The sequence below is a fragment of the Nonomuraea pusilla genome (assembly GCF_900109355.1).
GTDB classification, from domain to species: Bacteria; Actinomycetota; Actinomycetes; order Streptosporangiales; family Streptosporangiaceae; genus Nonomuraea; species Nonomuraea pusilla.
Genome location: NZ_FOBF01000002.1, coordinates 174,171 through 196,856 on the forward strand (window position 1 = coordinate 174,171; position 22,686 = coordinate 196,856).

17 protein-coding genes are annotated in these 22,686 nt (G+C 72.6%); 6 read left to right on the forward strand and 11 right to left on the reverse strand.

The window, feature by feature from the left end; translation table 11 throughout:
• Window positions 1-101 precede the first annotated feature (101 nt).
• The gene (locus BMX74_RS03705) at window positions 102-1,241 is read left to right on the forward strand and encodes a DUF418 domain-containing protein (protein WP_256256757.1); all 1,140 of its coding nucleotides are present in this window, start codon (window positions 102-104) and stop codon (window positions 1,239-1,241) included.
• A gap of 43 nt (window positions 1,242-1,284) precedes the next feature.
• Window positions 1,285-2,232, forward strand: a complete 948-nt coding sequence (locus BMX74_RS03710) for a MerR family transcriptional regulator (RefSeq protein ID WP_091098280.1) — start codon at window positions 1,285-1,287, stop codon at window positions 2,230-2,232.
• Here the strand turns inward: BMX74_RS03710 and cysC are convergent.
• Window positions 2,124-3,965: an adenylyl-sulfate kinase gene (gene cysC / locus BMX74_RS03715; RefSeq protein ID WP_176573275.1), complete on the reverse strand. Its 1,842-nt coding sequence runs from the start codon at window positions 3,963-3,965 to the stop codon at window positions 2,124-2,126. The genes BMX74_RS03710 and cysC overlap by 109 nt on opposite strands.
• An 8-nt stretch (window positions 3,966-3,973) precedes the next feature.
• The gene (gene cysD / locus BMX74_RS03720; RefSeq protein WP_091098282.1) at window positions 3,974-4,972 is read right to left on the reverse strand and encodes a sulfate adenylyltransferase subunit CysD; all 999 of its coding nucleotides are present in this window, start codon (window positions 4,970-4,972) and stop codon (window positions 3,974-3,976) included.
• A 91-nt stretch (window positions 4,973-5,063) separates the two neighbouring features.
• Between cysD and BMX74_RS03725 the strand changes: the two genes are divergently transcribed.
• Window positions 5,064-5,660, forward strand: a complete 597-nt coding sequence (locus BMX74_RS03725) for a GNAT family N-acetyltransferase (protein WP_055501630.1) — start codon at window positions 5,064-5,066, stop codon at window positions 5,658-5,660.
• Between the two features lie 31 nt (window positions 5,661-5,691).
• Here BMX74_RS03725 and BMX74_RS03730 read toward each other — a convergent pair whose 3' ends face one another.
• From BMX74_RS03730 to BMX74_RS03770, 9 genes are all read right to left on the reverse strand, one after another.
• Entirely contained in the window at window positions 5,692-6,297 is a 606-nt protein-coding gene (locus tag BMX74_RS03730; RefSeq protein WP_091098285.1) for a CGNR zinc finger domain-containing protein, read from the reverse strand.
• Window positions 6,298-6,344: 47 nt separating this feature from the next.
• Window positions 6,345-7,769: an MFS transporter gene (locus tag BMX74_RS03735; protein ID WP_091098286.1), complete on the reverse strand. Its 1,425-nt coding sequence runs from the start codon at window positions 7,767-7,769 to the stop codon at window positions 6,345-6,347.
• Window positions 7,770-7,835: 66 nt separating this feature from the next.
• Complete coding sequence (locus BMX74_RS03740; protein ID WP_218153858.1) at window positions 7,836-9,188, reverse strand: aspartate kinase; 1,353 nt, start codon at window positions 9,186-9,188, stop codon at window positions 7,836-7,838.
• Window positions 9,189-9,327: 139 nt separating this feature from the next.
• Entirely contained in the window at window positions 9,328-10,281 is a 954-nt protein-coding gene (locus BMX74_RS03745; protein WP_055501634.1) for an acyl-CoA dehydrogenase family protein, read from the reverse strand.
• Complete coding sequence (locus BMX74_RS03750) at window positions 10,278-11,414, reverse strand: acyl-CoA dehydrogenase family protein (RefSeq protein WP_177227204.1); 1,137 nt, start codon at window positions 11,412-11,414, stop codon at window positions 10,278-10,280. The genes BMX74_RS03745 and BMX74_RS03750 overlap by 4 nt, the downstream gene beginning before the upstream one ends.
• A complete protein-coding gene (locus BMX74_RS03755) occupies window positions 11,411-12,220 on the reverse strand; it encodes a thioesterase domain-containing protein (RefSeq protein WP_091098290.1) in 810 nt (269 codons plus the stop codon). The genes BMX74_RS03750 and BMX74_RS03755 overlap by 4 nt, the downstream gene beginning before the upstream one ends.
• On the reverse strand, window positions 12,217-15,513 hold the full coding sequence (locus BMX74_RS03760) for a non-ribosomal peptide synthetase (RefSeq protein ID WP_177227206.1): 3,297 nt from the start codon (window positions 15,511-15,513) through the stop codon (window positions 12,217-12,219). The genes BMX74_RS03755 and BMX74_RS03760 overlap by 4 nt, the downstream gene beginning before the upstream one ends.
• 17 nt (window positions 15,514-15,530) lie before the next feature.
• Window positions 15,531-15,707: an MbtH family protein gene (locus tag BMX74_RS03765; RefSeq protein WP_055501638.1), complete on the reverse strand. Its 177-nt coding sequence runs from the start codon at window positions 15,705-15,707 to the stop codon at window positions 15,531-15,533.
• 5 nt (window positions 15,708-15,712) lie between these two features.
• Window positions 15,713-18,790 carry a non-ribosomal peptide synthetase gene (locus BMX74_RS03770; protein ID WP_091098296.1) on the reverse strand — a complete coding sequence of 1,026 codons (3,078 nt, stop codon included), beginning with the start codon at window positions 18,788-18,790 and terminating at the stop codon, window positions 15,713-15,715.
• Between the two features lie 906 nt (window positions 18,791-19,696).
• Here BMX74_RS03770 and BMX74_RS03775 point away from each other — a divergent pair.
• The 3 genes from BMX74_RS03775 (at window position 19,697) to BMX74_RS03785 (ending at window position 22,674) form a co-directional block, all read left to right on the forward strand.
• Window positions 19,697-20,863, forward strand: coding sequence for an argininosuccinate synthase domain-containing protein (locus BMX74_RS03775; RefSeq protein WP_256256758.1), 1,167 nt, complete (start codon window positions 19,697-19,699; stop codon window positions 20,861-20,863).
• A 105-nt stretch (window positions 20,864-20,968) separates the two neighbouring features.
• Entirely contained in the window at window positions 20,969-21,952 is a 984-nt protein-coding gene (locus tag BMX74_RS03780) for an aldo/keto reductase (RefSeq protein ID WP_091098300.1), read from the forward strand.
• Window positions 21,949-22,674, forward strand: coding sequence for a sulfotransferase-like domain-containing protein (locus BMX74_RS03785; protein ID WP_055501642.1), 726 nt, complete (start codon window positions 21,949-21,951; stop codon window positions 22,672-22,674). Before BMX74_RS03780 ends, BMX74_RS03785 begins: the two co-directional genes overlap by 4 nt.
• Window positions 22,675-22,686 lie beyond the last annotated feature (12 nt).

Sequence of the window (22,686 nt, forward strand, 5' to 3'; positions counted from 1 at the left end):
TCGCGCGGACCAAAGGCGGCGGTGGGTCCGCCGATCGATGTACGCGAAGGTTCGCCTGCCGGAAGGAGATCCGCGCCGTCTCGCGCCGGAAGGCTTGAGACGTGACCACACGCATCGACGCACTGGACGTGCTGCGCGGCATCGCCATCATGGGCACGCTCGGCACGAACATCTGGATCTTCACCGACCCCTCGGGACCGGCCGGCCTCCTCGCCCTGGACGGCGCGCCCGGCGCGGCGGAGGCCTTCCTGCGCTTCCTGTCGAACGGCAAGTTCCTGGGCCTGCTGACGCTGCTGTTCGGCGTCGGGCTCGAACTGCAGTACCGCAGCGCCGTGCGCAGGGGCCTGACCTGGCCGGGACGGTACCTGTGGCGCGCCGCCCTGCTGTTCGCCGAGGGCCTGCTCCACTACGTCCTGATCTTCGAGTTCGACGTGCTCATGGGGTACGCGATCACCTCGATCGTGGTGGCGTACCTGATCGGCAGGAGCGAGCGCGTGGTGCGGGGCTGGATGGTCGCGGCGGGCGCCGTGCACGTCACCCTGGTCGGGCTGCTGACGCTGGCCCTGCTCACCGGGACGGGCGGCGGGACCGGCGGCTCCGGCGCCGAGACCCTCTACACCCACGGCTCCTGGGCCGGCCAGGTCGCCGCCCGCCTGCAGAACTTCCTGGTGTTCAGGGCCGAACTCGTCCTCATCGTGCCCATGGGGATCGTGCTGTTCCTGCTCGGGTCCCGGCTGCTGCGGGCGGGCGTGTTCGAGGAGCGGGGAGCGGCCCTGCGCAGGAGGCTGGCCGTCGCCGGCCTCGGCGTCGCCGCCCCGCTCAACCTCCTGACCTCGTTCGCCGGCCCCGCCTGGTTCGCCGTGGACCGCTACCTCCTGCCGCCGCTCGTCGCGCTCGGCCTGCTCGCGCTGGTCACCACGGTCGTCCTGCGGCTGAAGGGCGCGCCGGGCCGCGTGCGCGCCGGGCTCGCCGCGGTGGGCCGCACGGCGCTGTCCTGCTACGTCTTCCAGAACCTCGTCGCGAGCGCGCTCTGCTACGGCTGGGGCCTCGGCCTCGCCGCCCGGCTCGACGGGCTGCGCCCCTGGTGGGTGCCGGTCGCCTGGGCGGCCGTCTGCCTGCTGTTCGCCACGCTGGCCACGCTGTGGCTGCGCCGGTTCGAGCGCGGGCCGCTGGAGCTGGCCTGGCAGTGGGCGTACCAGGCGCCCTGGCGGAGGAGGGAGGCCGTGGCGCCGCGCGCCTGACCGGCTTTGCCCCTGCCCCAGGGGCAGCCCCGATACTCGTCGCATGTCCGACGCGATGACGACGGGGGAGTTCTCCGCGCGCTCCAACCTGACGATGAAGGCCCTGCGCCTCTACGACGCCAAGGGGCTCCTCCCGCCCGCGCGGGTCGATCCGCGCACGGGGTTCCGCTACTACAGCCGCGAACAGCTCGGCCTGGCCAGGCGCATCACGCTGCTGCGCGCCGTCGGCATGCCGCTGTCGGAGGTGGCGCGGGTGCTGGAGCTGGACGGGCCGGCGGCCGTGCGGGCCGTGTCCGACCACTGGCGGCGGCTGGAGGACGAGCACCGGGCGCGGCAGTCCGTCCTCGCCTACCTCCGGCACGTCTTCCTCGGCGACACCGGGAACGGGTACGAGGTGCGCGAACGCGACGTGCCCGAGCAGCGGGTCGCGTTCGTCCAGAGCCACGTCGGCGCGGGCGACCTGGCCGCCTTCATCACCGGGGCGTCCCGCGACCTCTTCGCCCACCTCACCGAGGCGGGGGCCTGCCTGTCCGGGCCGCCGTTCACCGTGTTCCACGGCGCCGTCAGCGACGACTACGCCGTGCCCGTCGAGGTGTGCCTGCCCACCGACGGCCCCCTCGACCCGCGCGGCAGGATCGGGCTGCGCGTGGAGCCCGCCCACCGCGAGGCGTACGTCGAGGTCGCGAAGGGGGAGTGCGCCTACCCGGCGATCGTGGCCGCGTACGACGCGGTACGCGCCTGGCTGGACGCGCGCGACCTGGCCCAGTGCCTGCCGGCCAGGGAGATCTACCATCCGTCCTGGGAGACGGCCGCGCCGGAGGACCACGCCGCCGACGTCGCCTTCCCCTTCACCCCGCCCGGCCGCGGGCGCCCGGCCCCCGGTCAGGGCTCGGCCGGCATACCGTCCAGCAGGCCGCACAGCTCGTCCGTCACGTCGTCGAGCGAACCGGAGCCGTCGACCACCAGGTCGGGGTGCTCGGGCGGCTCGTAGACCTGGCCGAGGCCCGTCATGTTCGGCAGCCGGCCGGCCTCGGCCTGGGCGTACAGGCCCTTCGGGTCCCGGCGCACGCACACCTCGGCCGGGGTGTCCACCCAGACCTCGGCGAAGTCGCCCGGCTGGAACAGGCTCCTGGCCGTCGCCCGGTCCGCCCGGTACGGCGACACCAGCGCGACGATCACGATCAGCCCGGCGTCCAGCAGGATGCGGGCCAGCTCGGCGACCCGGCGCACGTTCTCCGCGCGGTCCTCCGGGGTGAACCCGAGGTCCTTGTTCAGCCCGCTCCGGACGTTGTCGCCGTCGAGCACGTACGTGTGCAGCCCCATGCCGTGCAGCCGCCGCTCCAGCGCGTTGGCGATCGTCGACTTGCCGGCGCCCGGCAGACCGGTCAGCCACAGCACCCTGGCCCGCTGCCCCTTCAGCCGCTGCCGGGCGTCGCGGTCGACCGTGTAGGCGTGCGGCACGACGTTGCGACCGCGCCGCAGCGCGTGCCTGACCATGCCGGCCGCCACGGTCTCCTTGCTGACCCGGTCCACGAGCAGGAAGCCGCCGGTGTCGCGGCACGCCTGGTAGCCGTCCAGGCTGACCGGGGTGTCGGTGGTCAGCTCGACCGTGCCGATGTCGTTGAGCCCGAGGGTGCGGGCGGCGAGCCGCCTGCCGGACACCACCTCCATCCGGCCGCGCACGGCCGTGACCGTGGCGGGCACGGTCCGCGGCCCGGCCAGCAGCAGGTAGGAGCGGCCGTGCCGCAGCGGCTCCTCGGAGGTCCAGACCAGCGTGGCGGAGTACGCCGTCGCCGGGGACAGCCCGTCGCCGAGGGCGCCCGGCGTGGTCAGCAGGTCCCCGCGGCGGACGTCGACGTCGTCGGCCAGCGTCACCGTCACCGGGGTGCCGGGGCCGGCCTGGCCGAGGTCGTGGCCGCCGGGGCCGAGCACCCGGTCGATCGTCGATGTCGCGCCGCCGCCGGCGACCGCGACGGTGTCGCCCGGCCGGACCGGGCCGCCGGTCACCGTGCCGGCGAGACCGCGGAAGCCGTCCGCGCGGATCACGTACTGGACGGGCAGCCGGTAGTCGCGGGCGCTCCCCGGTCGCGGCGGCTCCCAGGCCGTCAGCGCGCCGAGCAGCGTCGGCCCGTCGTACCAGGGCAGGTTCGGCGACCGCTCGACGACGTTGTCGCCGTTGAGCGCGCTGGCCGGTATCACGCTCGCCGCGACGTCGAACCCGGCCGCCGCCGCCTGCGCCTCGCTCGCGAGCCTGTCGAACACCGCCTGGTCGTAGCCCGTCGCGTCGAGCTTGTTGACCACCGCGATGACGGCCCGCACGCCCATCAGCGCGCAGATCGCCAGGTGCCGGCGGGTCTGCTCGCGGACCCCCTTGGCGGCGTCGACGAGTAACACGGCGACGTCCGCGGTGGACGCCGCGACCGCCATGTTGCGGGTGTACTGCTCGTGTCCCGGCGCGTCGGCGATGATCACCCGCCGCCCGGACGGCAGGTCCAGGAAGAGGTACGCGACGTCGATGGTGATGCCCTGCTCGTGCTCGGCCTCCAGCCCGTCGGTCAGCAGCGAGTAGTCCACCGCCCCGGCCGGGATCGTGGACCCGCCGCGCCTGGTCCGCCTCGCGTGGTCGAGCTGCTCCTCGGTGGCGCCGCCGGCATGGGCGAGCAGCCGGCCGATGAGCGTGGACTTGCCGTCGTCGACCGAGCCGCACGCGATCACTCGAAGCATCGCCGTCATCAGAAGTACCCCTCGGACTTCTTGCTCTCGATGGAGGCGCCGCCCTCGCCGTCGATGAGCCGGCCGGCGCGTTCGGACCTGCGGTCGAGCCGCATCTCGTCGATGACCTCGTCGAGGGTCTCCGCCTTCGACTCGACGGCCGCGGTCAGCGGGTAGCAGCCGAGGGTGCGGAACCGTACGCGGCGCAGGCGTGGCTGCTCGCCGGGCGACAGCGGGTAGCGCTCGTCGTCCACCATGATCAATGAGCCGTTCCGCTCGACGACCGGGCGCGGCGCGCTGAAGTACAGCGGCACCACGGGGATGCTCTCCCGCCTGATGTAGCGCCAGACGTCCAGCTCCGTCCAGTTCGACAGCGGGAACACCCGCATCGTCTGGCCGTCGGCCAGCTCGGTGTTGGCCGACCACCAGAACTCGGGACGCTGCGAGCGCGGGTCCCAGCGATGGCCGGGCTGACGCAGCGAGAAGATCCTCTCCTTGGCCCGCGACCGCTCCTCGTCGCGCCGCGCGCCGCCGATCGCCGCGTCGAACCCGCTGTCGTCGAGCGCCCGGCGCAGCGTGACGGTCTTCATGATCCGCGTGTACTCGTGGGCGCCGTGGGTGAACGGCGTCGCCCCTTCGGGGTTGGTGTGCACCCGCAGGTCGAGCCCCAGCCGCCGGGCCGTCTCGTCACGGAAGGCGATCATCTCGCGGAACTTCCAGCCGGTGTCCACGTGCAGCACGGGAAAAGGCATCCGGCCGGGCGCGAACGCCTTGACCGCCAGGTGCAGCAGCACGGAGGAGTCCTTGCCGATCGAGTAGAGCAACACCGGCCGGCGAAACGCCCCGGCGACCTCGCGCAGCACGTGGATCGCCTCGGCCTCCAGCATGTCCAAGACGTCTTCTTCGGCCAAGTCTCGGCCCTCCGTCGTCGTCGCAAAGCAAGAGCTGCCTGATGAAGGATGCGGCCCTGCTGCCCTGGAGTAACCTTTAAAAACATGACAAGGGTTATTCTCCGTCATGCGGTTTCGCGGCCGTCCGGGGAAGAGGAGGTGTGATCACCGGAGACCACCCACGTCCATCAGGCCTTCCAACCAGATCGGCGGTACGGCGATGAACGCTCACGGCAAGCAGAAGACGTCCGGCTCCCTGACGGTCAAGGAGCTGTCCGAGAAGACCTGGAACGACTTCGAGACGGTTCTCGGAGACAACGGAGGCGCCCGCGGGTGCTGGTGCATGCACTGGCGGCTGTCCATCGCGGAGTGGACGGAAGGGAAGGGCGAGGGGAACAAGAAGGCCATGAGCCGTCTCGCGCGGCGCGAGCCGGCGCCCGGCGTCATCGTCTACGACGAGGACGCGCCGGTGGCCTGGTGCTCGCTCGGGCCGCGTTCCTCGTTCCCGAGACTGGAGCGCTCGCCGCTCCTGTCGAGCATCGACGACGAGCCGGTCTGCGCGCTCGCGTGCGTCTTCGTCCACAAGGGGCGTCGGGGCTCCGGGCTGCTGCCGGCCGTTCTCGAAGCCGTCTGCGGCTACGCGGCCTCCGCGGGTTACACGACCGCCGAGGGCTATCCGGTCGAACCTGCCGACGGCAGACGCGCGGGCGCGGACACGGCGATGACCGGGATAGCCAGCGCCTTCCTCAAGGCCGGGTTCTCCGAGGTGGCCCGCCCCCGCAAGGATCGGCCGATCATGCGGCGGAGACTCGGCTGACGCCGCGGATCGCGAGGAGGCGCGCGGCCGGTCAGTGCCGCGTCCGGCTCTGACGGTGACGGCGCGCCTTCTCGCGGTTCCCGCAGACGCTCATGCTGCACCAGCGGCGGCGTCCGCCCCGCGAGGAATCCAGGAACAACCACCCGCACCGTCCGCAGGCCCTGATCCGGTCGTGCGGAAGGGTGAACACCGCGTCGATCACCAGCAGGGACAGGGCGGCGGGAATCGCGTCCGGCGCCGTCCAGTCCGCGGTGAAACGGCCGGGCGCGGTGCCGGCCTGCCGCACCTGTCCCGCTCGCACGCCCCTCCCGGCCCGCTCCAGCAGCGCGCCGAACGGCTCCGGCGGCACCGCCCGGCCGTGCGCGATGGCGCTGAAGACGGCCCACGCCTGTTCGCGAACGGCCCGCACCTCCCGCACGAGACCACCCGCGGAGTCCTCCGGCGACGCCGGCACCGTCTCGGCCAGGCCCGCGGACGCGCACCACGTCAGGACGTCCGAGGCGTCCTTCAGCAGCTCGCCGTCCTCCGCCGGGTGGTTCCGGTCGAAGACGGTGTTGGTGAGGTCCAGCACCGGGTGGCCGCCGATGAAATGGGCGTCCTGCCACGGCGGCCGGGCCTTCGTGGTGAGAGTAACCATCTCACCGAATGTAAGTGGTTTCTTTGGAGATGGCTAGAGCTGGTGCACTACGTCACCTCTCCCGGGAAACGTCTCCGGAGCAGGACGGTCGTGACGGCCGCCCCGGCCGCGAACGCGACGGAGCACCACAGGGCCCAGCGCCAGCCCACCAGCGCGGCCTCCGGCCCGCCCGAGGCGGCGGCGAAGTGGGCCGCCACCGAGGTCACCACGCCGACCCCCACGGCCAGCCCGAGCTGCTGGGAGACGTTGATCAGGGCGCCGGCCGTGGCCTGCCGCCCCTCCTCGGCGCCGTTCGTGCCGGCGATGCTCGTCGTGACCAGCGCGATGATGTGGCCGAAGGCGTTCACGCAGGTGCCGATCAGGACGAGGGCGAGGCCGTGATCCTCCGGCAGCCCCACCATGATCAGGATGCCGGCCGTCTCGACGACGATCCCGAAGAGGAGCACGCGGTAGAGCCCGAAGCGCTCGACCAACCTGCCCGCGCGGACTCCCGTGACGATCGCGACCACGCCCGAGACCGCGAACGTCAGGCCCGTCGGCAGCGCGCCCATGCCGAGACGGGTCTGCAGGTAGAGGGTGAGGATGAACAGCATTCCCCCGTAGGAGCAGATCAGCAGGACGCTGACCAGGTTGGCCGGGCCGATGGCGGCTCTGCCGAAGATGGAGATCGGCACGAGGGCGTCGCGCCTCCTGGACTCCACCCGGACGAAGAGGGCGACGGCGGGCACCGCGATCACCGCGGAGAGCAGGATCGGAACCGACGTCCAGCCGTACTCCTCCCCTTCGGTGAGGGCGAACACGAGCGCGACCATGCCGGTGGTCGCCAGGACGACGCCGGCGACGTCGAGGTGACGGGACGCGTGCCTGTCCCGGCTCTCGTCGAGATGGACCCTCGCGAGCACGCCGAAGACCAGGACGACGGGCACGTTGATCAGGAAGACCGACCTCCAGCCGGCGAACTCCGTGAGAACGCCCCCGAGCACCATGCCGGAGACGAACCCCGCCGACAGCGCCGACCCGTAGACGCCGAGAGCGCGTTCGCGTCGGGGCCCCTCCGGGATGGCCGCCTGGAGCAGCCCCAGCCCCGCCGGAGCGATGAACGCGGCGGCGACCCCCTGCAGGGCGCGGCCCGCGACGAGAGAGGCCGGCGACCACGCGAGCCCCGCGAGGAGCGAGGCGACGAGGAAGCCGGCCAGGCTCCAGACGAACACGCGCTTTCTTCCGTACAGGTCGGCGACCCTGCCCCCCAGGAGGAGGAAGCCGCAGAAGGCGAGCGGGTACGCGGAGAGGACCCAGGCGACGCCGCCCCCCGACGAGAAGTCCATGGACGCGCGAATGCTGGGGGCGGCGACGTTGATGACGGAATAGTCGAGAGCGACCAGGAACTGGGTGCCGCAGACGACGGTGAGCTGCCAGAACTGCCGGGACCGGAAGCCGCTCTCACCGGTCGCGTGTGACGATGCCTGCTTCATCTCCGCTCCTTTCGCTCCTGCCTGCCGTCGCTTCCGACGCCTCGGGCGGGCCCCTCTCGTGGCCGGTCATCCCGATCTCGCGGTGCACCACGGGCCGACCCGATGCGGTTCCGGAGCGGGAGCCGGTCCCCGCGCGGCGGCGTTCGGGGTTCTCGCGTGACTCCGCAGGGGTTTCGGCACGGCAGGACGGTGTCCGGGCGGGTGGCCGTCGGCAGGGGCGCCGAGGAACAGGCGGTGAAGGTGCGTCACCGCGTCGAGCACGTCGTGCTCGGCGCACGTCACGGAGATCCGCCGGGCATCGACGGTCACGTCCCGCACCACGACGCCGTGGGTCCTGAGCGTGTCCGCCAGCAGGCGCACCTCGGGCTGGTGCGGGCAGAAGCCGCGGCCCACCAGCGACACCGTCCCCATGGGCCCGGACCAGTGGCATCCGGCGAACGCGCCGGCCGCGCGCAGGCCGGCGAGCACCCCGTCGATCAGGTCCCGGTCGGTCCCGTTCACGAGGAATCGCAGCGAGCCAGGGGGGTCGGCGACCAGGGGGTCGAGCACGTCCACGGGCGGCATCGGATCGGCCAGCGTGGCGGCGATCGTGGTCAGGGCGGCGGGGGTGACCCCGTCGAGCCGGCAGCGGAGCTGACCGGTCCGGTGGACGACGCTGATGGCGGTGGACCGCCCGCCGTCGAGTCCGGCCGCGTCGAGGCCGGTCACCCAGGTGCCGGCGGTCTCCGCCATGCTGGACCGGACGTGGACGGGCACGCCATGGGCGCTGGCGTACTCCACGCTGGAACGGGCGAGCACCGCGGCGCCGCAGGCGGCCAGCTCGGCCATGTCCTCGTAGGAGAGGTGGTCCAGTTTCCGGGCCTCGGCGACGTGCCGGGGATCCGCGGTGAACACGCCCTCGACGTCGGTGAAGATCTCGCACGCCCCGGCCCGTAGCGCGGCGGCCAGGGCGACGGCGGTGGTGTCGGAGCCGCCCCGGCTCAGGGTGGTCAGCTCGCCGCTGCCGGCGGCGACGCCCTGGAAGCCGGTCACCACAGGCACCACGCCGGACTCGACGCAGGCGCGGATCGGGGCGGGGTCGACGTTCGCGATCCGCGCGCGACCGTGCACCCCGTCGGTGACGATGCCGCAGTCGCGGGCGCTGAACGAACGGGCGGGCACGCCCAGTCCGTGCAGCGCCAGGGCGAGCGCGGCCGCCGAGGCCTGCTCACCGGTGCTGAGCAGGAGGTCCAGTTCCCTGGCGTGCGGGCTGTCGGTCAGGTCGCGGGCCAGGTCGAGCAGCGAGTCGGTGGTGCGGCCCATCGCGGAGACCACGGCGACCACGGGCCCGTCCGCGGCGGCTATGCGGCGCGCCGCGCGACGGATCCTGCTCGTGTCACCCAGTGATGTCCCGCCGTACTTCTGTATCACCAGGTCCATCGGCCTTCTCTTCCTGCGCCACATCGTCGGTCGCGAACCGTCCGGCCAGGTCGGGCCGCGGCGTGCGGCTCGGCAGCGCGAGCCGCACGCGCGGCGCCGCGGGCGCGGGCGGCTCGCCGGCCGTCCGCCGCGGTCTCCGTCATCGCGCCTCCCAGCTCTCGCGGCGAAGCCGGTCCGGCGTGCCGAGCCGCACCGACTCGAACGCCGCCCACCTGTAGTACAACTGCGCGTCGTTGTCGGACCGCATGCCCGCGGCGCCGTTGACCTGCATGGTCTGCGTCGTGACGGTGCGGGCCAGGTCCGACGCCGCCGCGAGGCAGGCCGCCGCGTGCCCGGCCGCGCCCGGGTCGTGCACCAGCAGGCGCGTCGCGTCGATGTGCATCGACAGCTCGGCGAGCCGGAACGCCGGTCCCTGGAACCCGCCGACGGGCCGGCCGAACTGGCGGCGCGTCCTGGCGTGCTCGACGGCGTGGTCGAGCGCGGCCTGGGCGAGACCCACCAGGTACGCCGCCTGGCGCACCCGCGCGCCGGCCAAGGCCGCCGCCCACTCGGCGGCGGAGCCGGCCCACGCGGCCACGGGCGTGCCCGCGAACTCGACCTCGTACGCCTCGCCCCGGCTCGTCTCCTCGTAGCGCCGCATCGTGATGGACGGGTGGCCGGCGCCGACGAGCGCCAGGCGCAGCCCGGCGTCGCCGACGCCGCCCACCAGGAAGTGGTCCACCTCCGCCGCGAACCCGACGAAGGCCCGCCGCGCGGAGATCGCGCCGTCGCGTTCCGTCCATGGCTCCTCCGCGACCGCCAGCGCCACCGGCGCCCGGCCGAGGTCGTCGCCGGGCACCAGCTCCCGCGCCGTGAGCGTGTCGAGCAGCGGCCCCTGGTACAGCACCGAGCCGAGCAGCTCGGCCAGGCCCACGGTGTCGGAGGAGCCGAGAGCGTCGAGCCCGGTCAGCCCCTCCCACACCATCGCGCGGACCTCGCGGCCGTCGCCGTCGTCGCCGCCCTCCGCGCGCGGCCGATCGGCCATCCGCCGCACCAGCGGCGCCAGATCACCGTCGAAGAAGCGGGCGATCGCCGTGGTCTTCTCTGCGGTCATGACGGCAACCCCAATGCCGATGTGGCGACGAAGAACAGCATGATCTCCGAAGAACCCTGGGCGAGCGTGAGCCCCGGAGCCTCCCGGAACCCGGCGTCGAAGACGCCTTCGGCGATCGCCGCCGGGTCGCGCGCGTCCAGCAGCGCCCGCGGCCCGAGCAGTTCGACCGCCGCCACCGCCACTTCCTTGGCCGTCTCCGACGCGTACCACTTGGCGGTCGCCGAGTGCACCTCGTCGGGCCGCCCGTCGCGCAGGTTCGCCACGCACCGCCAGGCCAGCAGCCGCGCCGCGCGCACCCGCGTCTCGAGCTGCACCAGCCGCTGCCCGCACCCGGGCAGCGCGTGCTCACGCAGCGCGGCCAGCGTGCGCTCCGCCTTGGCGGAGTGGTCCAGCCCGGTGCGCTCCAGCGGCAGCACCTTGCCCAGCACCTGCCACCCGTCGTCGACCTCGCCGAGCACGTCCTCGCGCCCGACCCGGATCCCGTCGAGCGTCACCAGGTCGAACCGCTCCTCGGACAGGTTCCACACCGGCTCGACGACCACGCCCATGCTCCGCAGCGGCACCAGGAACAGCGTGATGCCGGCGTAGTTCACCGGGCCGCGCGACGTGCGGGCCGCGCACAGCGCGAACTCGCTGTGCTGCGCCTTCATGTTGTAGATCTTGCGGCCGCGCAGGCGCCAGTGGTCGCCGTCCGGCTCGGCGCGCGTGCTCAGCGACGCCAGATCGGATCCGACGTCCGGCTCGCTGAACAGCACGTTGGCGGTGATCTCGCCGCGCGCCAGGCCCGGCAGGAACCGTTCCTTCTGCTCCTGCGTGCCGAACAGGTGGATGGCGTTCCCGACGATGTCGATGCCCAGCGAGTGCACGTTGTCGGGCACCCCGTGGCGGATCATCTCCTCGGTGAGGATCGCCTTCTCCACGATCGTGGCGCCCGCTCCGCCGTACCGCTCGGGCCAGTTGATCGCGAGCCAGCCGAGCTTGCCGAGCCGCCGGTGCACGTCGAGCAGGCCGCTCTCCTCCCCGTACGGCATCCGCCGGCACCGCGCGATCTCCGCGCGCACCTCGTCCTCGCACAGCAGCTCGCAGACCTCCTCCCGGAAGCCGTCCTGTTCCGGCGTGAAGACCGGCGTCATCGGACATTCACCTCGCTCAGTTCGTCGCGCATGACGTCCGCCAGCGCCTCGACGTGTGGGGGCCGGAGCATGGTGTAGTGGTCGCCCGGCACCACACGGGTCTCGTCCGCGAAGGCGCGCCATCGGCCGATCCTCCCGGCCCCCGGCTCCTCGGCGCACAGCAGCACCACCCGCCCGTCCACGCGCGACGGGCGGAACGCCAGGAGCGCGCGCACGTTCGCGGCGAACACCGGGAACCGCTCGGCCAGCTCGGGCTCGCCCGGTTCCGCGCCCATGGCCGCGGCGTCGGCGGCGAACCACGCGCTCAGCTCGTCGTCGCCGGGACGGGAGGGCTCGTCCGGGACGGCGGTGTCGAGCGCGAACGTCAGCGCGACGTCGCCGTCCTGACGCGCCATCTCCAGCGCCACCGCGCCGCCCACCGACCAGCCGCCCACCCGCAGCGGCCCCTCGGGCTGGACCTCGCGGACCGCGGCCAGGTAGGCGGCCGCGAGCTCGGTCAGCCCGCGGCCCTCGGTCGGGGCGCCGCGCAGGCCCGGGTCCTCCAGCGCGTGGACGGGCTGGTCGTCGCCCAGCAGCGGGGCCAGCGGGACGTACGGCGCCACCGATCCGCCCGCCGCGTGCACGAGGAACAGCGGCGGCTTCGCCCCCGCCGGACGGAGCGGCACGAGCGGGGAGCCCGGCCGCCCCTCCTGCGGACCGGAGGCGGCCCCCTGCCGGGCCAGAGCCTCCTCCCGCTCGCGCCGCAGCCGCAGGTCCAGCACCGCGCGCCGCTTCTCCGCCACGCTGGAGGGACGCGAGGCGGTCATGAGCTCGACTCCTTCAGCAGCCGGTCGAGTTCCTCCTCCGACAGGTCGGCGACCTGGGCCTCCAGCCGCGCCACCTCGTCCTCGCCCAGCAGCGCGCGCTGCGCCTCGTCGATCTGGGCGGCGAACTGGCTGAGCACCGGGTAGCTGAACAGCCGCCGCGGGTCGAGCGTCACCTGGAAGGCGTCGCGCACCCGCGAGATCATCTGGGTCACCTGCAGGGAGTTGCCGCCGAGGACGAAGAAGTTGTCCTGCGCGCCGACGCTGCCGGCATCGAGACCCAGCAGGCTCTGCCAGATCTCGGCCACCCGGCGCTGCGTCTCGGTGGCCGGCTCGACCTTTCCCGCGCCGCCGCCGGGGCGCGGATCCGGCAGCCGCGCGTGGTCCACCTTCCCGGTCGAGGTCAGCGGGAGCCGATCCAGCCGCACGTAGTCGGTGGGCACCATGTGCAGGGGCAGCAGCCCGCTCAGGTGCTCGCGCAGCGCGTCCTGCTCGAACTCGCCGACCACGTACGCGGCCAGCCAGGCCGAGGACGTGCCCTGGTCCCGCACGGTCACGACGCACTGCCGCACGCCGTCGAAGGTCTCGACGGCGTGCTCGATCTCGCCGAGCTCCACGCGCAGCCCGCGCAGCTTCACCTGACGGTCGGCCCGGCCCAGGAACTCCAGGTAGCCGTCGGAGTTCCAGCGCACCAGGTCGCCGGTCGCGTACATGCGCTCGCCCGGCGCGGCGGCGAACGGGTCGGGCAGGAACTTCTCGGCCGTCTGGTCGGGCCGGCCGAGGTAGCCGATGGCCAGACCCGCGCCCGCCATGTACAGCTCCCCCGGCACGCCGACCGGCACCGGCCGCAGCGCCCGGTCCAGGACGTAGGCCCGCTGGTTGGCCATCGCCCGGCCGATCGGCGGCGGCCCGTCCAACGGCTCCGGCGGGCACAGGTAGTCCACGCAGGTCACCGTGACCTCCGTCGGCCCGTACCCGTTGTGGAACTCGCGTCCCGGCCTGCTCCACCGGTTGACCAGATCGGCGCCGAACGGCTCCATGCCGATGAAGCACACCCGCAGCTCGTCGAGGGCGGACGGATCGAGCAACCCCAGCACGGCGGGCGGGATGTCCACCATCGTCACCCGCTCGCGGGCCAGCAACCGCTGCAACCGCTCCGGGTCGAGCAGTTCGGAGCGCGGCGCGCCCACGATCGTGCCGCCGGCGGTGAGCGTCGAGAACACGTCCGACACGCTCACGTCGAAGGCGGGGTTGGAGAACTGCAGGATCCGGTCGTCCGGCGTCACCGAGAACATCCGCCGGAAGGTGGTGCAGAAGTTCACCACCGCCCGGTGGGGGACCATGACCCCCTTCGGGGTGCCGGTCGAGCCCGACGTGTAGATGACGTACGCCGTGTCCTCCTGCGCCACCCGCACCGACGGGGGCGAAGCGGGCCGTCCGTCGAGCACGTCCGTGTCCAGCAGGATCCGCCCCACCTCCGCCGGTACGCGGCCGGCCAGATCCGACGTCGTCACCACGGCCGCCACGTCGGCGTCGCCCAGCTGGTACGCCAGCCGCTCCGGAGGGTACTGCGGGTCGAGCGGCAGCCACGCCCCGCCCGCCTTGAGCACGCCGAGTTCGGCGGCCGGCAGGTCGAAGCCGCGCTCCAGCAGCACCCCGACCACGCGCCCCGGCGCCACCTTGAACTCCTCGACGAGCGCGTGCGCCAGCCGGCTGGACCGCTCGTCCAGCTGCGCGTAGGTCAGGTCCTCTCCCGCGAACCGCATCGCGACCGCGTCGGGCGCCTCCGCCACCCGCGCCGCGACCAGCTCGTGCAGCAGGCGCTCGTCGCGCTCACCCGGCTCGGGGTTCCACGCGGTGAGCACCCGCAGGTACTCGTCGTCGGACATGATCTCCAGCGAGTCCACCCGGGCGTCCGGCCTGGACAGTGCGTCGGCCATGACGGTGGTGAAGTGCTCCACCAGCCGCTCGATCCGCTCGTGGTCGAACAGCTCGGAGGAGTACTCGATCCACACGCCCAGGCCGCCGTCCGGCAGGTCGTTGATCTGGAACGTGATGTCGAACCGGGTCGTCCCCGGCTGCGGGGTCAGCATCTCGACGTCCACGCCGGGCAGGCGCCAGCGCGCGATCATCGGCTCGGGCAGCAGCGTGAACAGGTGGGCGACCAGCGGGTTCCGTCCCGGCAGCCGCTCCGGTTCGAGCTCCTCCACCAGGCGGCCGAACGGCACGTCCTGGTGGGCCATCGCCTCGAGGATCCTGTCGTTGGCGGCGTGCGCCAGGTCGCGGAACACGGGGTTGCCCTGGAGATCGCCGCGGACCACCACCGTGTTGGCGAAGAACCCCATCATGGGTTCGATCTCCGAGCGCGTCCGCCCGGAGAGGACCGAGCCGAGCGCGATGTCCTGCTGGCCGGTGTAGCGGTTCAGCAGGACCTGGTACCCGGCCATCGTCAGGGCGAGCAGGGAGACACCCTCGGCCTTGGCCAGGTCGCGGATCCCGCGGGCGAGGTCGTCGGGCAGGCGGGTCTCGTGGATGCGGCCCGCCCCGGTGGGCGCCGACGGGCGCTGCCGGTCGGTGCGCCACTCCAGAGGTTCCATCCCGTCCACCGCGGAGTGCCAGTACTCGATCTGCTTGCCGGGTTCCTCGCTGAGCAGCCAGAGCCGCTGCCACGCCGCGAAGTCGGCGGGCTGAAGGGTCAGCTCCGGGAACTCCGCGCCCTCCGGATCGGCGTAGCGGGCGGCCAGCTCGTCGGCGAACTGGCGCGAGGACCATCCGTCGATGACGATGTGATGCCAGACGACGGACAGCACGTGGTCCTCGGGGCCCAGCCGCATCAGGCCGAACCGGTAGGGCGGCCTGTTGCGCAGGTCGAACTCCTCGCGCACCTGCCCGTCGATCCAGTCCTGGACGGACTCCTCGCCGCCGTCGGTCACCGGCAGGTCCCACGTCTCGGGCGGCGGATCGACCGTCTGGAAGGGCACGCCGTGCTCGTCGCCGAACCGCGTGCGCAGGCTCTCGTGCCGCGCGACGATCCCGCGCAGCGCCTCGGACAACCTGGCCACGTCGAGCGGCCCGCGCAGGCGCATCGCGAACGGCACGTTGTAGACCGGTGCGCCCGCCACCATCTGGTGCAGGAACCACAGGTACCGCTGCTGTTCGGCGATGGCCATCTTGCCGGTGCGCGGGACGGGGACGATCCTCTCCCGCTCGGCCTTCTCCGCCACGCGCTGGCGGACCTTCCGCTCCAGCAGGGCACGCCTGATGCCGGCGACGTCGCGTTCTTCGGGTGCGGACATGATCTCGGCTTCCTCCTTCACCGTCGCACGCTGATCGGGCGCAGATCGGTCCACACCCGCGCGATGTGGTCCAGGCATTCGCTCCTGCCGCCCTCGACGCCGGCCTCGCGCCAGCCGGCCGGGATCTCCCGGCCCGCGGGCCAGATCGAGTACTGCTCCTCGTGGTTGATCACCACGACGACGTTCTCCTCCATCGCGCTCACCTCTCCTGGGGTACCAAGGCGGGAATGCCGGTCAGCTCGTCGAGATAGCGATCGAGCGTCCTGAGCCCGTCCGCCGCCGGCCGCGCCGCCGAGGCCGCGTGCCGGCTGAACCGCCGGGTGTCGAAGTGCCGGGTGCTGTCGGTGAACAGCCGGTCGAACTCGGCCGGCGCCGCGTCGCGGCCGGCGGCCGGAGGCGGCAGCAACAGGGACAGCCCGGCGAGCCGCTCCTCGGGCCCGGCGACGAGCTCCAGGCGCTCGCGGAACCGCGCGTAGCCGACCCGGTCGAGCCCGCACCGGCCGGCGAGCACGGCGAACGCCTCGGCGAAGCGCAGCCTGGCCGGCCACAGGACGTGCATCGCGCCGTCCGGCACCTCGATGTCGCCGGTCGCGGCGCGTGCCACGAACTCGCCGACCACGTCCACCGGCGTCACGTCGGTCTCGGCTTCGGTGGGGAACACGCAGCCGGTGCGTGCGCACGCGTACAGCAGGTTGTGCGCCGGCGAGTCCGGATTGGCGACGCCGATCGCCCGATGCGGCCAGACCTCGCCCAGGCGGTACACCACGGACCTGACGCCCAGCCGGTGCGCGTCCGCGAGCAGGCTCTCCGCGACGTACTTGGATCGGTTGTAGCCGTCCGCGGCGACCTGGTCCATCTCCGGGATCCGGTCCTCGGTGATGCGCGGGGCGCCGGGCCCGGTGGGCGGGAAGATGCTCAACGTGGACAGGGTGTGCAGGCGGGCGCCGCCGCCCGAGGCCAGTTTGATGAGCTCCTGCACGCCGAGCACGTTGGCGGGCCGGTGGTCGAGGTAGCCGGACAGGAAGTTCACCGCGCCCGCCGCGTTGACGACGCCGGACACGGCCGACGCGATCGCGTCGAACCGCCACTGCGGCAGGCCGAGCAGCTCGCTGCCCAGGTCGCCGGGGACCACCTCCACCCGCCCCGTCCCGAGCGCCGTGGGCAGCGCCTGCCGGGCGGACGTCAGACCGTACCGGCCGAGGACCTCGGTCAGCCGCCGGGCGCCGTCCTCAGGGTCGCGGCACCGCACCAGGCAGATCAGCGCGGCGTCGGAGCGCGTCAGCAACTCGGCGAAGACGTGCGCGCCGACGAAGCCGGTCGCGCCCGTGAGCAGCAGGCTCCGCGGCGGTCGCCACGCCAGGTCGCGCCTGATGCAGGCCAGCTCGGCGCTGTCGTCGCCGACGCCCCCGGACAGCCGCGCCGCCTGCTCGCGCACCGTCGGCGCGACGAGCAGGTCCCGGGGGCGTACCGGCCGGCCCAGCCGCTCACCGATCGCGGCGGTGAGGCGGTACGCGAGCAGCGAGGTGCCCCCGTAGTCCGCGAACGGCACGACCACCGAAACCCGGTCCCGGCCGAGCACCTCCCGCCACGCCGAGCAGACCAGCTCCTCCATGGGGCCGGCCGGCGGCTCGACCCGCTCCTCCCGGCCCGTCCGCCGCGCCGTCCCGGCCGCGATGAGCGCGGCCAGGGCCTTGCGGTCCGCCTTGCCGTTGTGGTTGAGCGGGAGCGCGTCGAGCACCACGACCTGGTGCGGGACCTGCTCGGCCGGGAGCTTCTGCGCCGCGTACCCGCGAAGCCGCTCCGCGGACGGCGGATCGTCCGGCGACCGCGGCGTGACGCAGCAGACCAGCGTGGAGGCGGGCGGCTCACCGAGGACGAGCGCCACCGCGCTGCCCACGAGCGGATGGTCGGCCAGGGCCGATGCGACGTCGCCGAGCTCCACCCGAACCCCGCCGACCTTGACCTGTTCGTCGAGCCGGCCGTGGTAGTACAGCAGCCCGTCCTCGCCGAACCGCGCCAGGTCGCCGGTCCGGTAGAGTCTCTCGCCCGGGATCTGGGGGAAGGGGTTGGCCACGAGCACCCGCGCGGTGCGGCCGGGATCGCCGAGGTAGCCCGCTCCGACGCACTCACCGCCGAGGTACAGCTCGCCGGGCGTGTTCACCGGGAGGGGTTCGAGGTCGTCGCCGAGCACGAGCGCGGCCGTGTTGTCGATGGGACGCCCGATGGGGATCCGGTCGACGTCGGCGTCCGTGACGTCATGGAACACCGACCCGATGGAGCACTCCGTCGGCCCGAACGTGTTGGTGACCTCGACCTCCGGCAGCAGCGCGCGCAGCCGGTGCACCACGCCGGGGCCGGCCGCCTCCCCGCCGATCAGCATGCGCCGCAGGCCCGACGTCGCCTCGCGCAGATCCTCGCGCACCTCCAGCAGCGACACGAACGCCTCCAGCACGGACGGCACGAAGTCGGTCATCGTGACGCCGTAGCGGCCGATGGTCGTCGCGGTCCGTTCGAGGTCGAGGATCCCGTCGCGGTGCGGCAGCACGACCTGCCCTCCCGACACCAGCGGCCACAGCACCTGCCACATGGAGGAGTCGAACGTGGAGCGGCTGTTCTGCAAGGTGATGTGATCGGCGCCGTCGCCGAAGCGGCGTGACATCGCGGTCAGTCTGTTGACCAGGCCGCGGTGGCGGTTGAGCGCGCACTTGGGCGTGCCCGTCGAGCCGGAGGTGTAGAACCCGTAGATCAGGTCCTCGGGTTTCGGGTTCCGGTCGGCCGGCGGGGAGGTCCGCCCGGCCGGAGCGTACGGCGCCTCCGCGCAGTCGGCGATCACCGCCGGGAGGGCCGGATCCAGTTGGGCGGCGGTCTCCACGGTCGCGGGCGACGCCACGACGGCGGGCGGCGACAATTCGGCCACGATCGCGCTGAGCCGGTCGATCGGCCAGGCCGGATCCAGCGGCACGAACGCCGATCCCGTCTTCATCACCCCGAAGAGCGCCGCCGGAAATTCCGGCCCGTCCGCCACCAGCACGGGTATCAATTGCCGGGGGAGCACGCCGTTGCCGATCAGCCGGACGGCTGTCATGTCGGCCGCGGCGTCGAGATCGGCATAGCTCATGGTCGTGTCCCGATGGCGAATGGCGGGGCGGTCCGGTCCCCGCTCTTTCTGCCGGTGGAACAGGTCAAGGACGGTGCGGTGCCGGGGAAACGCGTGCTGCGGTCCCAGGAATAAGGGCAGGACGTGTTCGCTCAGGTGCTTCTGTTTATGGCGTGGCATCGTGCTCCCATGGTCTCGACCGGCGACGGATCCTCGTTTCCGGCGGATCGGCCGCTATTCAAGTCGGTGAGTTTCAGGTAGCCGGGACCGGCCCTCGGCGAGCATGGCGAGAGTCGAATAAGAATGGGCGTGTCCGCGGCACGGAAAGATGGCCGCGTATCACAGGAATTGCCGGGCTCCGTCGAATGCGCGCAGCCGACCGGCTAGGTCACCCGGCGTGAGAGGAGAGGGCGGGCGCGGTGATCCGCGGCCCGTGCCGGCGCTGTCACACTCTTGGGCGACATGCCGCCGGTGAAGGCTCCGAGACGACGTCGTAGCTCATGACGTGCTGGTTCGTGCGTGCAGTGACCATGTGTTTCCTCCCTTCTTCTCTCGGCTGAGCGCTGCACGTGCGATCGAAGTAACCGATAACAGGATGATTACGAGTTATCCTCATCTTGGAACACGGAACCGGGATGCGCAACCCCGGCCGTCGCCACCATCCGCCCGTACGCCGCCGCGCGAGACGGTATGGCCTGCGGGAATGAGAATGTGCCGCGCGCTGAAATTCGGGTGGAGTGGCGACGGGCGTCCGAGTGCCGTGCGGGGGAGCCGGACGAGCGCGGCTCGGGGCGACGCGAGAGGCATACCCGGCGTTACCCGAGCCGCCGCCCGCTAATCCGGGGTCGCGGGCTTTTGTGGCGACCTGCCGAAGAACACGGACGATCGGCCGTCAATGGCCTCGGATAGGTGCACGCCCGGCCCGATGAATTCGGGCCGGAAGAAAATCCCGCCCCGGCGGCCATCGCTGCACGTCCGAGATCGCCGCGCGCCGGGGGTGAATATCCGTCATCCGCGGGTAGGGTCGGTGGCCGTCGGCGTATTCAGGGCCGGCGTCGCGCCCATCACCAACGTAAGGGGGAGGTCGTGCGGCCAGCCAATGACAACGCACGTGCCGGATTATTCCAATCAGGAGGGCTTTCCTCTTTGGCGGCCGGAGTCTGGCTTCATGAAATGTCCGTCCCGACGAGGCACTACATCGCCGACATCGGGCAATCCGGCCGCACCGGGATGGACGCGCTCGCCGCCCGCCTGCGAAGACTCGGGGACGAAGCCGTCGTCGTCGACCTGCGCTCACCGATGGCCGCCGCGGCGTCGGATCTGCTCCGGTACGGCGCCCGCCACGACGGCGGCTACTGGAACACGACCGGTGCGGCGCGCCTCGTGCTCGTCGGCGAGCTCGCACCGCTCATGCGGGCGGACGGATGCCGGATGTTCGCGCACGGCTGCGTCGGCGGGGGCAACGACCAGCGCCGCTTCGCGCGCTACGGCGCCCAGGCCGCACCGGAACTGGCCGTCATCGAGCCGTGGACGGATCCGCGGGCGCTTGAGCGGTTCCCCGACCGCAAGGCGATGCTGGCCGCCGTCGTCGAGCGCGGGCTGCCGCTCGACCCCGGCAGCGGCGCCGAACGGTCCACCGACGCCAACCTCGCCGGCGTCTCGCACGAGTCGGCGGAACTGGAAGACCTCGAAACGCCGGTCAGCCGTCTCGACCCGCGTTGGAGCGCGTGGCCCGGGCAGGGCCCGGCCGAGCCCGAGACCGTCACGGTCGGCTTCCGCGACGGACGGGTCGCCGACGTCGACGGCAGCGGGCCCGACCCGGTCGCCTGGATGACGCGGGCCAACGCGATCGGCGCCCGGCACGGCGTCTGGCTTCGCGACGTGGTCGAGCGGCGCATCATCGGCACGGTCTGCCGCGGCGTCTACGAGGCGCCCGGCCTGGAGGTCCTCGGCCCCGCGTGGACCCGGATCCTGCAGGCGAGCCTCGACGCGCCCGGCCGCGAACTCTACGACCGGCTGGCCGCCGTGCTGGGCGCCGCGATGTACGAGGCGCGGTGGCTCGAACCGGCCGCGCAGGCGGCGCGGGCGGCGATCGACCGGCTGGTCGGCGACGTCGGCGGCAGCGTGACCCTGTCCGTGCGCCGGGGCGTCGTCCAGGTCGAACGGACCGAGGTGACCGGCCGCGTGGAGCAGCAGACCCGGTTCGGCTCGGGCGGCAACCGCTGGAGCGAGGTGGCCGCCGTCCGAACCTGAGCCGTTCGGGCCTGGGCCTTTCGGACATGAGCCCGTTCGGGCCTGAGCTTTTCTGACATGAGCCCGTTCGGACATGAGCCTTTCGGATATGAGAGGAAGAACGCGATGCGTGAGCGTCGATTCGGCCGGCTGGGCTGGAAGGTCGGCGACGTCGGCTACGGGATGTGGGGCATAGCCGGCGGCGAGGGCGGATGGACCGGCGCCGACGACGAGACCGGCGGCTCCGCCCTGGACGAGGCCGTGCGGCTCGGGTGCACCTTCTTCGACACCGCCTGGATCTACGGGCGCGGACACAGCGAGAGGATGCTCGGGCAGCTGGTCAGGCGGCACCCCGGCCGCCGCCTCTACCTCGCGACCAAGCCCCCGCCGAAGGACCGGACCTGGCCGTCCACCCGCGACTCCAGGCTGGCCGACGTGTACCCGCCGGACCACCTCTGGGAGTACCTGCACCGCAGCCTCGAAGGGCTGGGCACGCCGTCCGTCGACCTGTTCCAGTTCCACGTCTGGGAGGACTCCTGGGCACACGACCCGTCCTGGCAGGACACCGTCATCGAGATGAAGGAACGCGGGCTCATCGCAGGCGTCGGGATCAGCGTCAACCGGTGGGAACCCTGGAACGTCCTGCGGACGCTGAGCACCGGGCTGATCGACGCGGTGCAGGTCATCTACAACATCTTCGACCAGGCCCCCGAGGACGAGCTGTTCCCGGCCTGCCGCGAACTGGACGTCGCGGTGATCGCCCGGGTGCCCTTCGACGAGGGCACGCTCACCGGCACTCTCACCCGGGACACCCGCTGGCCCGAAGGCGACTGGCGCAACACGTACTTCGTGCCCGAGAACCTCGTCCCGAGCGTGGAGCGCGCGGAACGGCTGGCGCGGATCGTGCCCGAAGGCATGACCATGCCCGAACTCGCCCTCCGCTTCATCCTCGCCAACCCCGACGTCGCCACCGTCATCCCCGGCATGCGCAAGCACACGCACGTGCACGCCAACATCGCCGCCAGCGACGCCGAACCACTGAACGACGACCTGATGGCGCGGTTACGCGAGCATCGCTGGGACCGCCGGCCCACCGCGTGGTCGCAATGAGCGCCGCGCGGAAGCCCATCGTGCTCTGGGCGGTGCCCCGGTCGCGGTCCACGGCGTTCCTGCGCGTCATGCTCGAGCGCGGCGACCTCGAGGTGCTGCACGAGCCGTTCTCGTACCTGCAGGTGGACGGGCACTTCGAGGTGGCGGGCCGGCGGGTCACGTCGGCGACCGAGCTGCTCGACGTGATCCTCGAGATCAACGCCACCGGGCGCCGGGTGTTCGTCAAGGAGACCTCCGACTACACGTACACGCCGCTGCTCCAGGACGGGCGCCTGTACACCGACGTCGTCAACACCTTCATGATCCGTGAGCCGCGGGCGGCGATCTCCTCGCACTACGCCATGAACCCCGGCGCCACCCTGGACGAGTACGGGTTCGAGTACCTGCACGTCATCTTCGAGGCCGTGCGGTCGGCCGCCGGCGAGGTCCCGCTGGTGATCGACGGTGACGACCTCGTGTCCGATCCGGAGGCGACGGTCCGGGCCTACTGCGAGCGGGTCGGGCTCGCGTTCAAGGCCGAGGCGCTGCGCTGGGATCCCGGGCGGCGGGCGCACTGGCGGCGTACGGACCGGTGGCATGCGGAGGTGGCGGAGAGCAGCGGGCTGGAGGCCAGGGAGTCCAGGCGGCGTGACACGCCGGACACGAACGCGCACCTGCGCCGCGTCGCCGAGCACCACCAGCCGTTCTACGACGCGCTCGCCCGCCACCGCCTCGTCGCCTAGACGAGTAAGTCC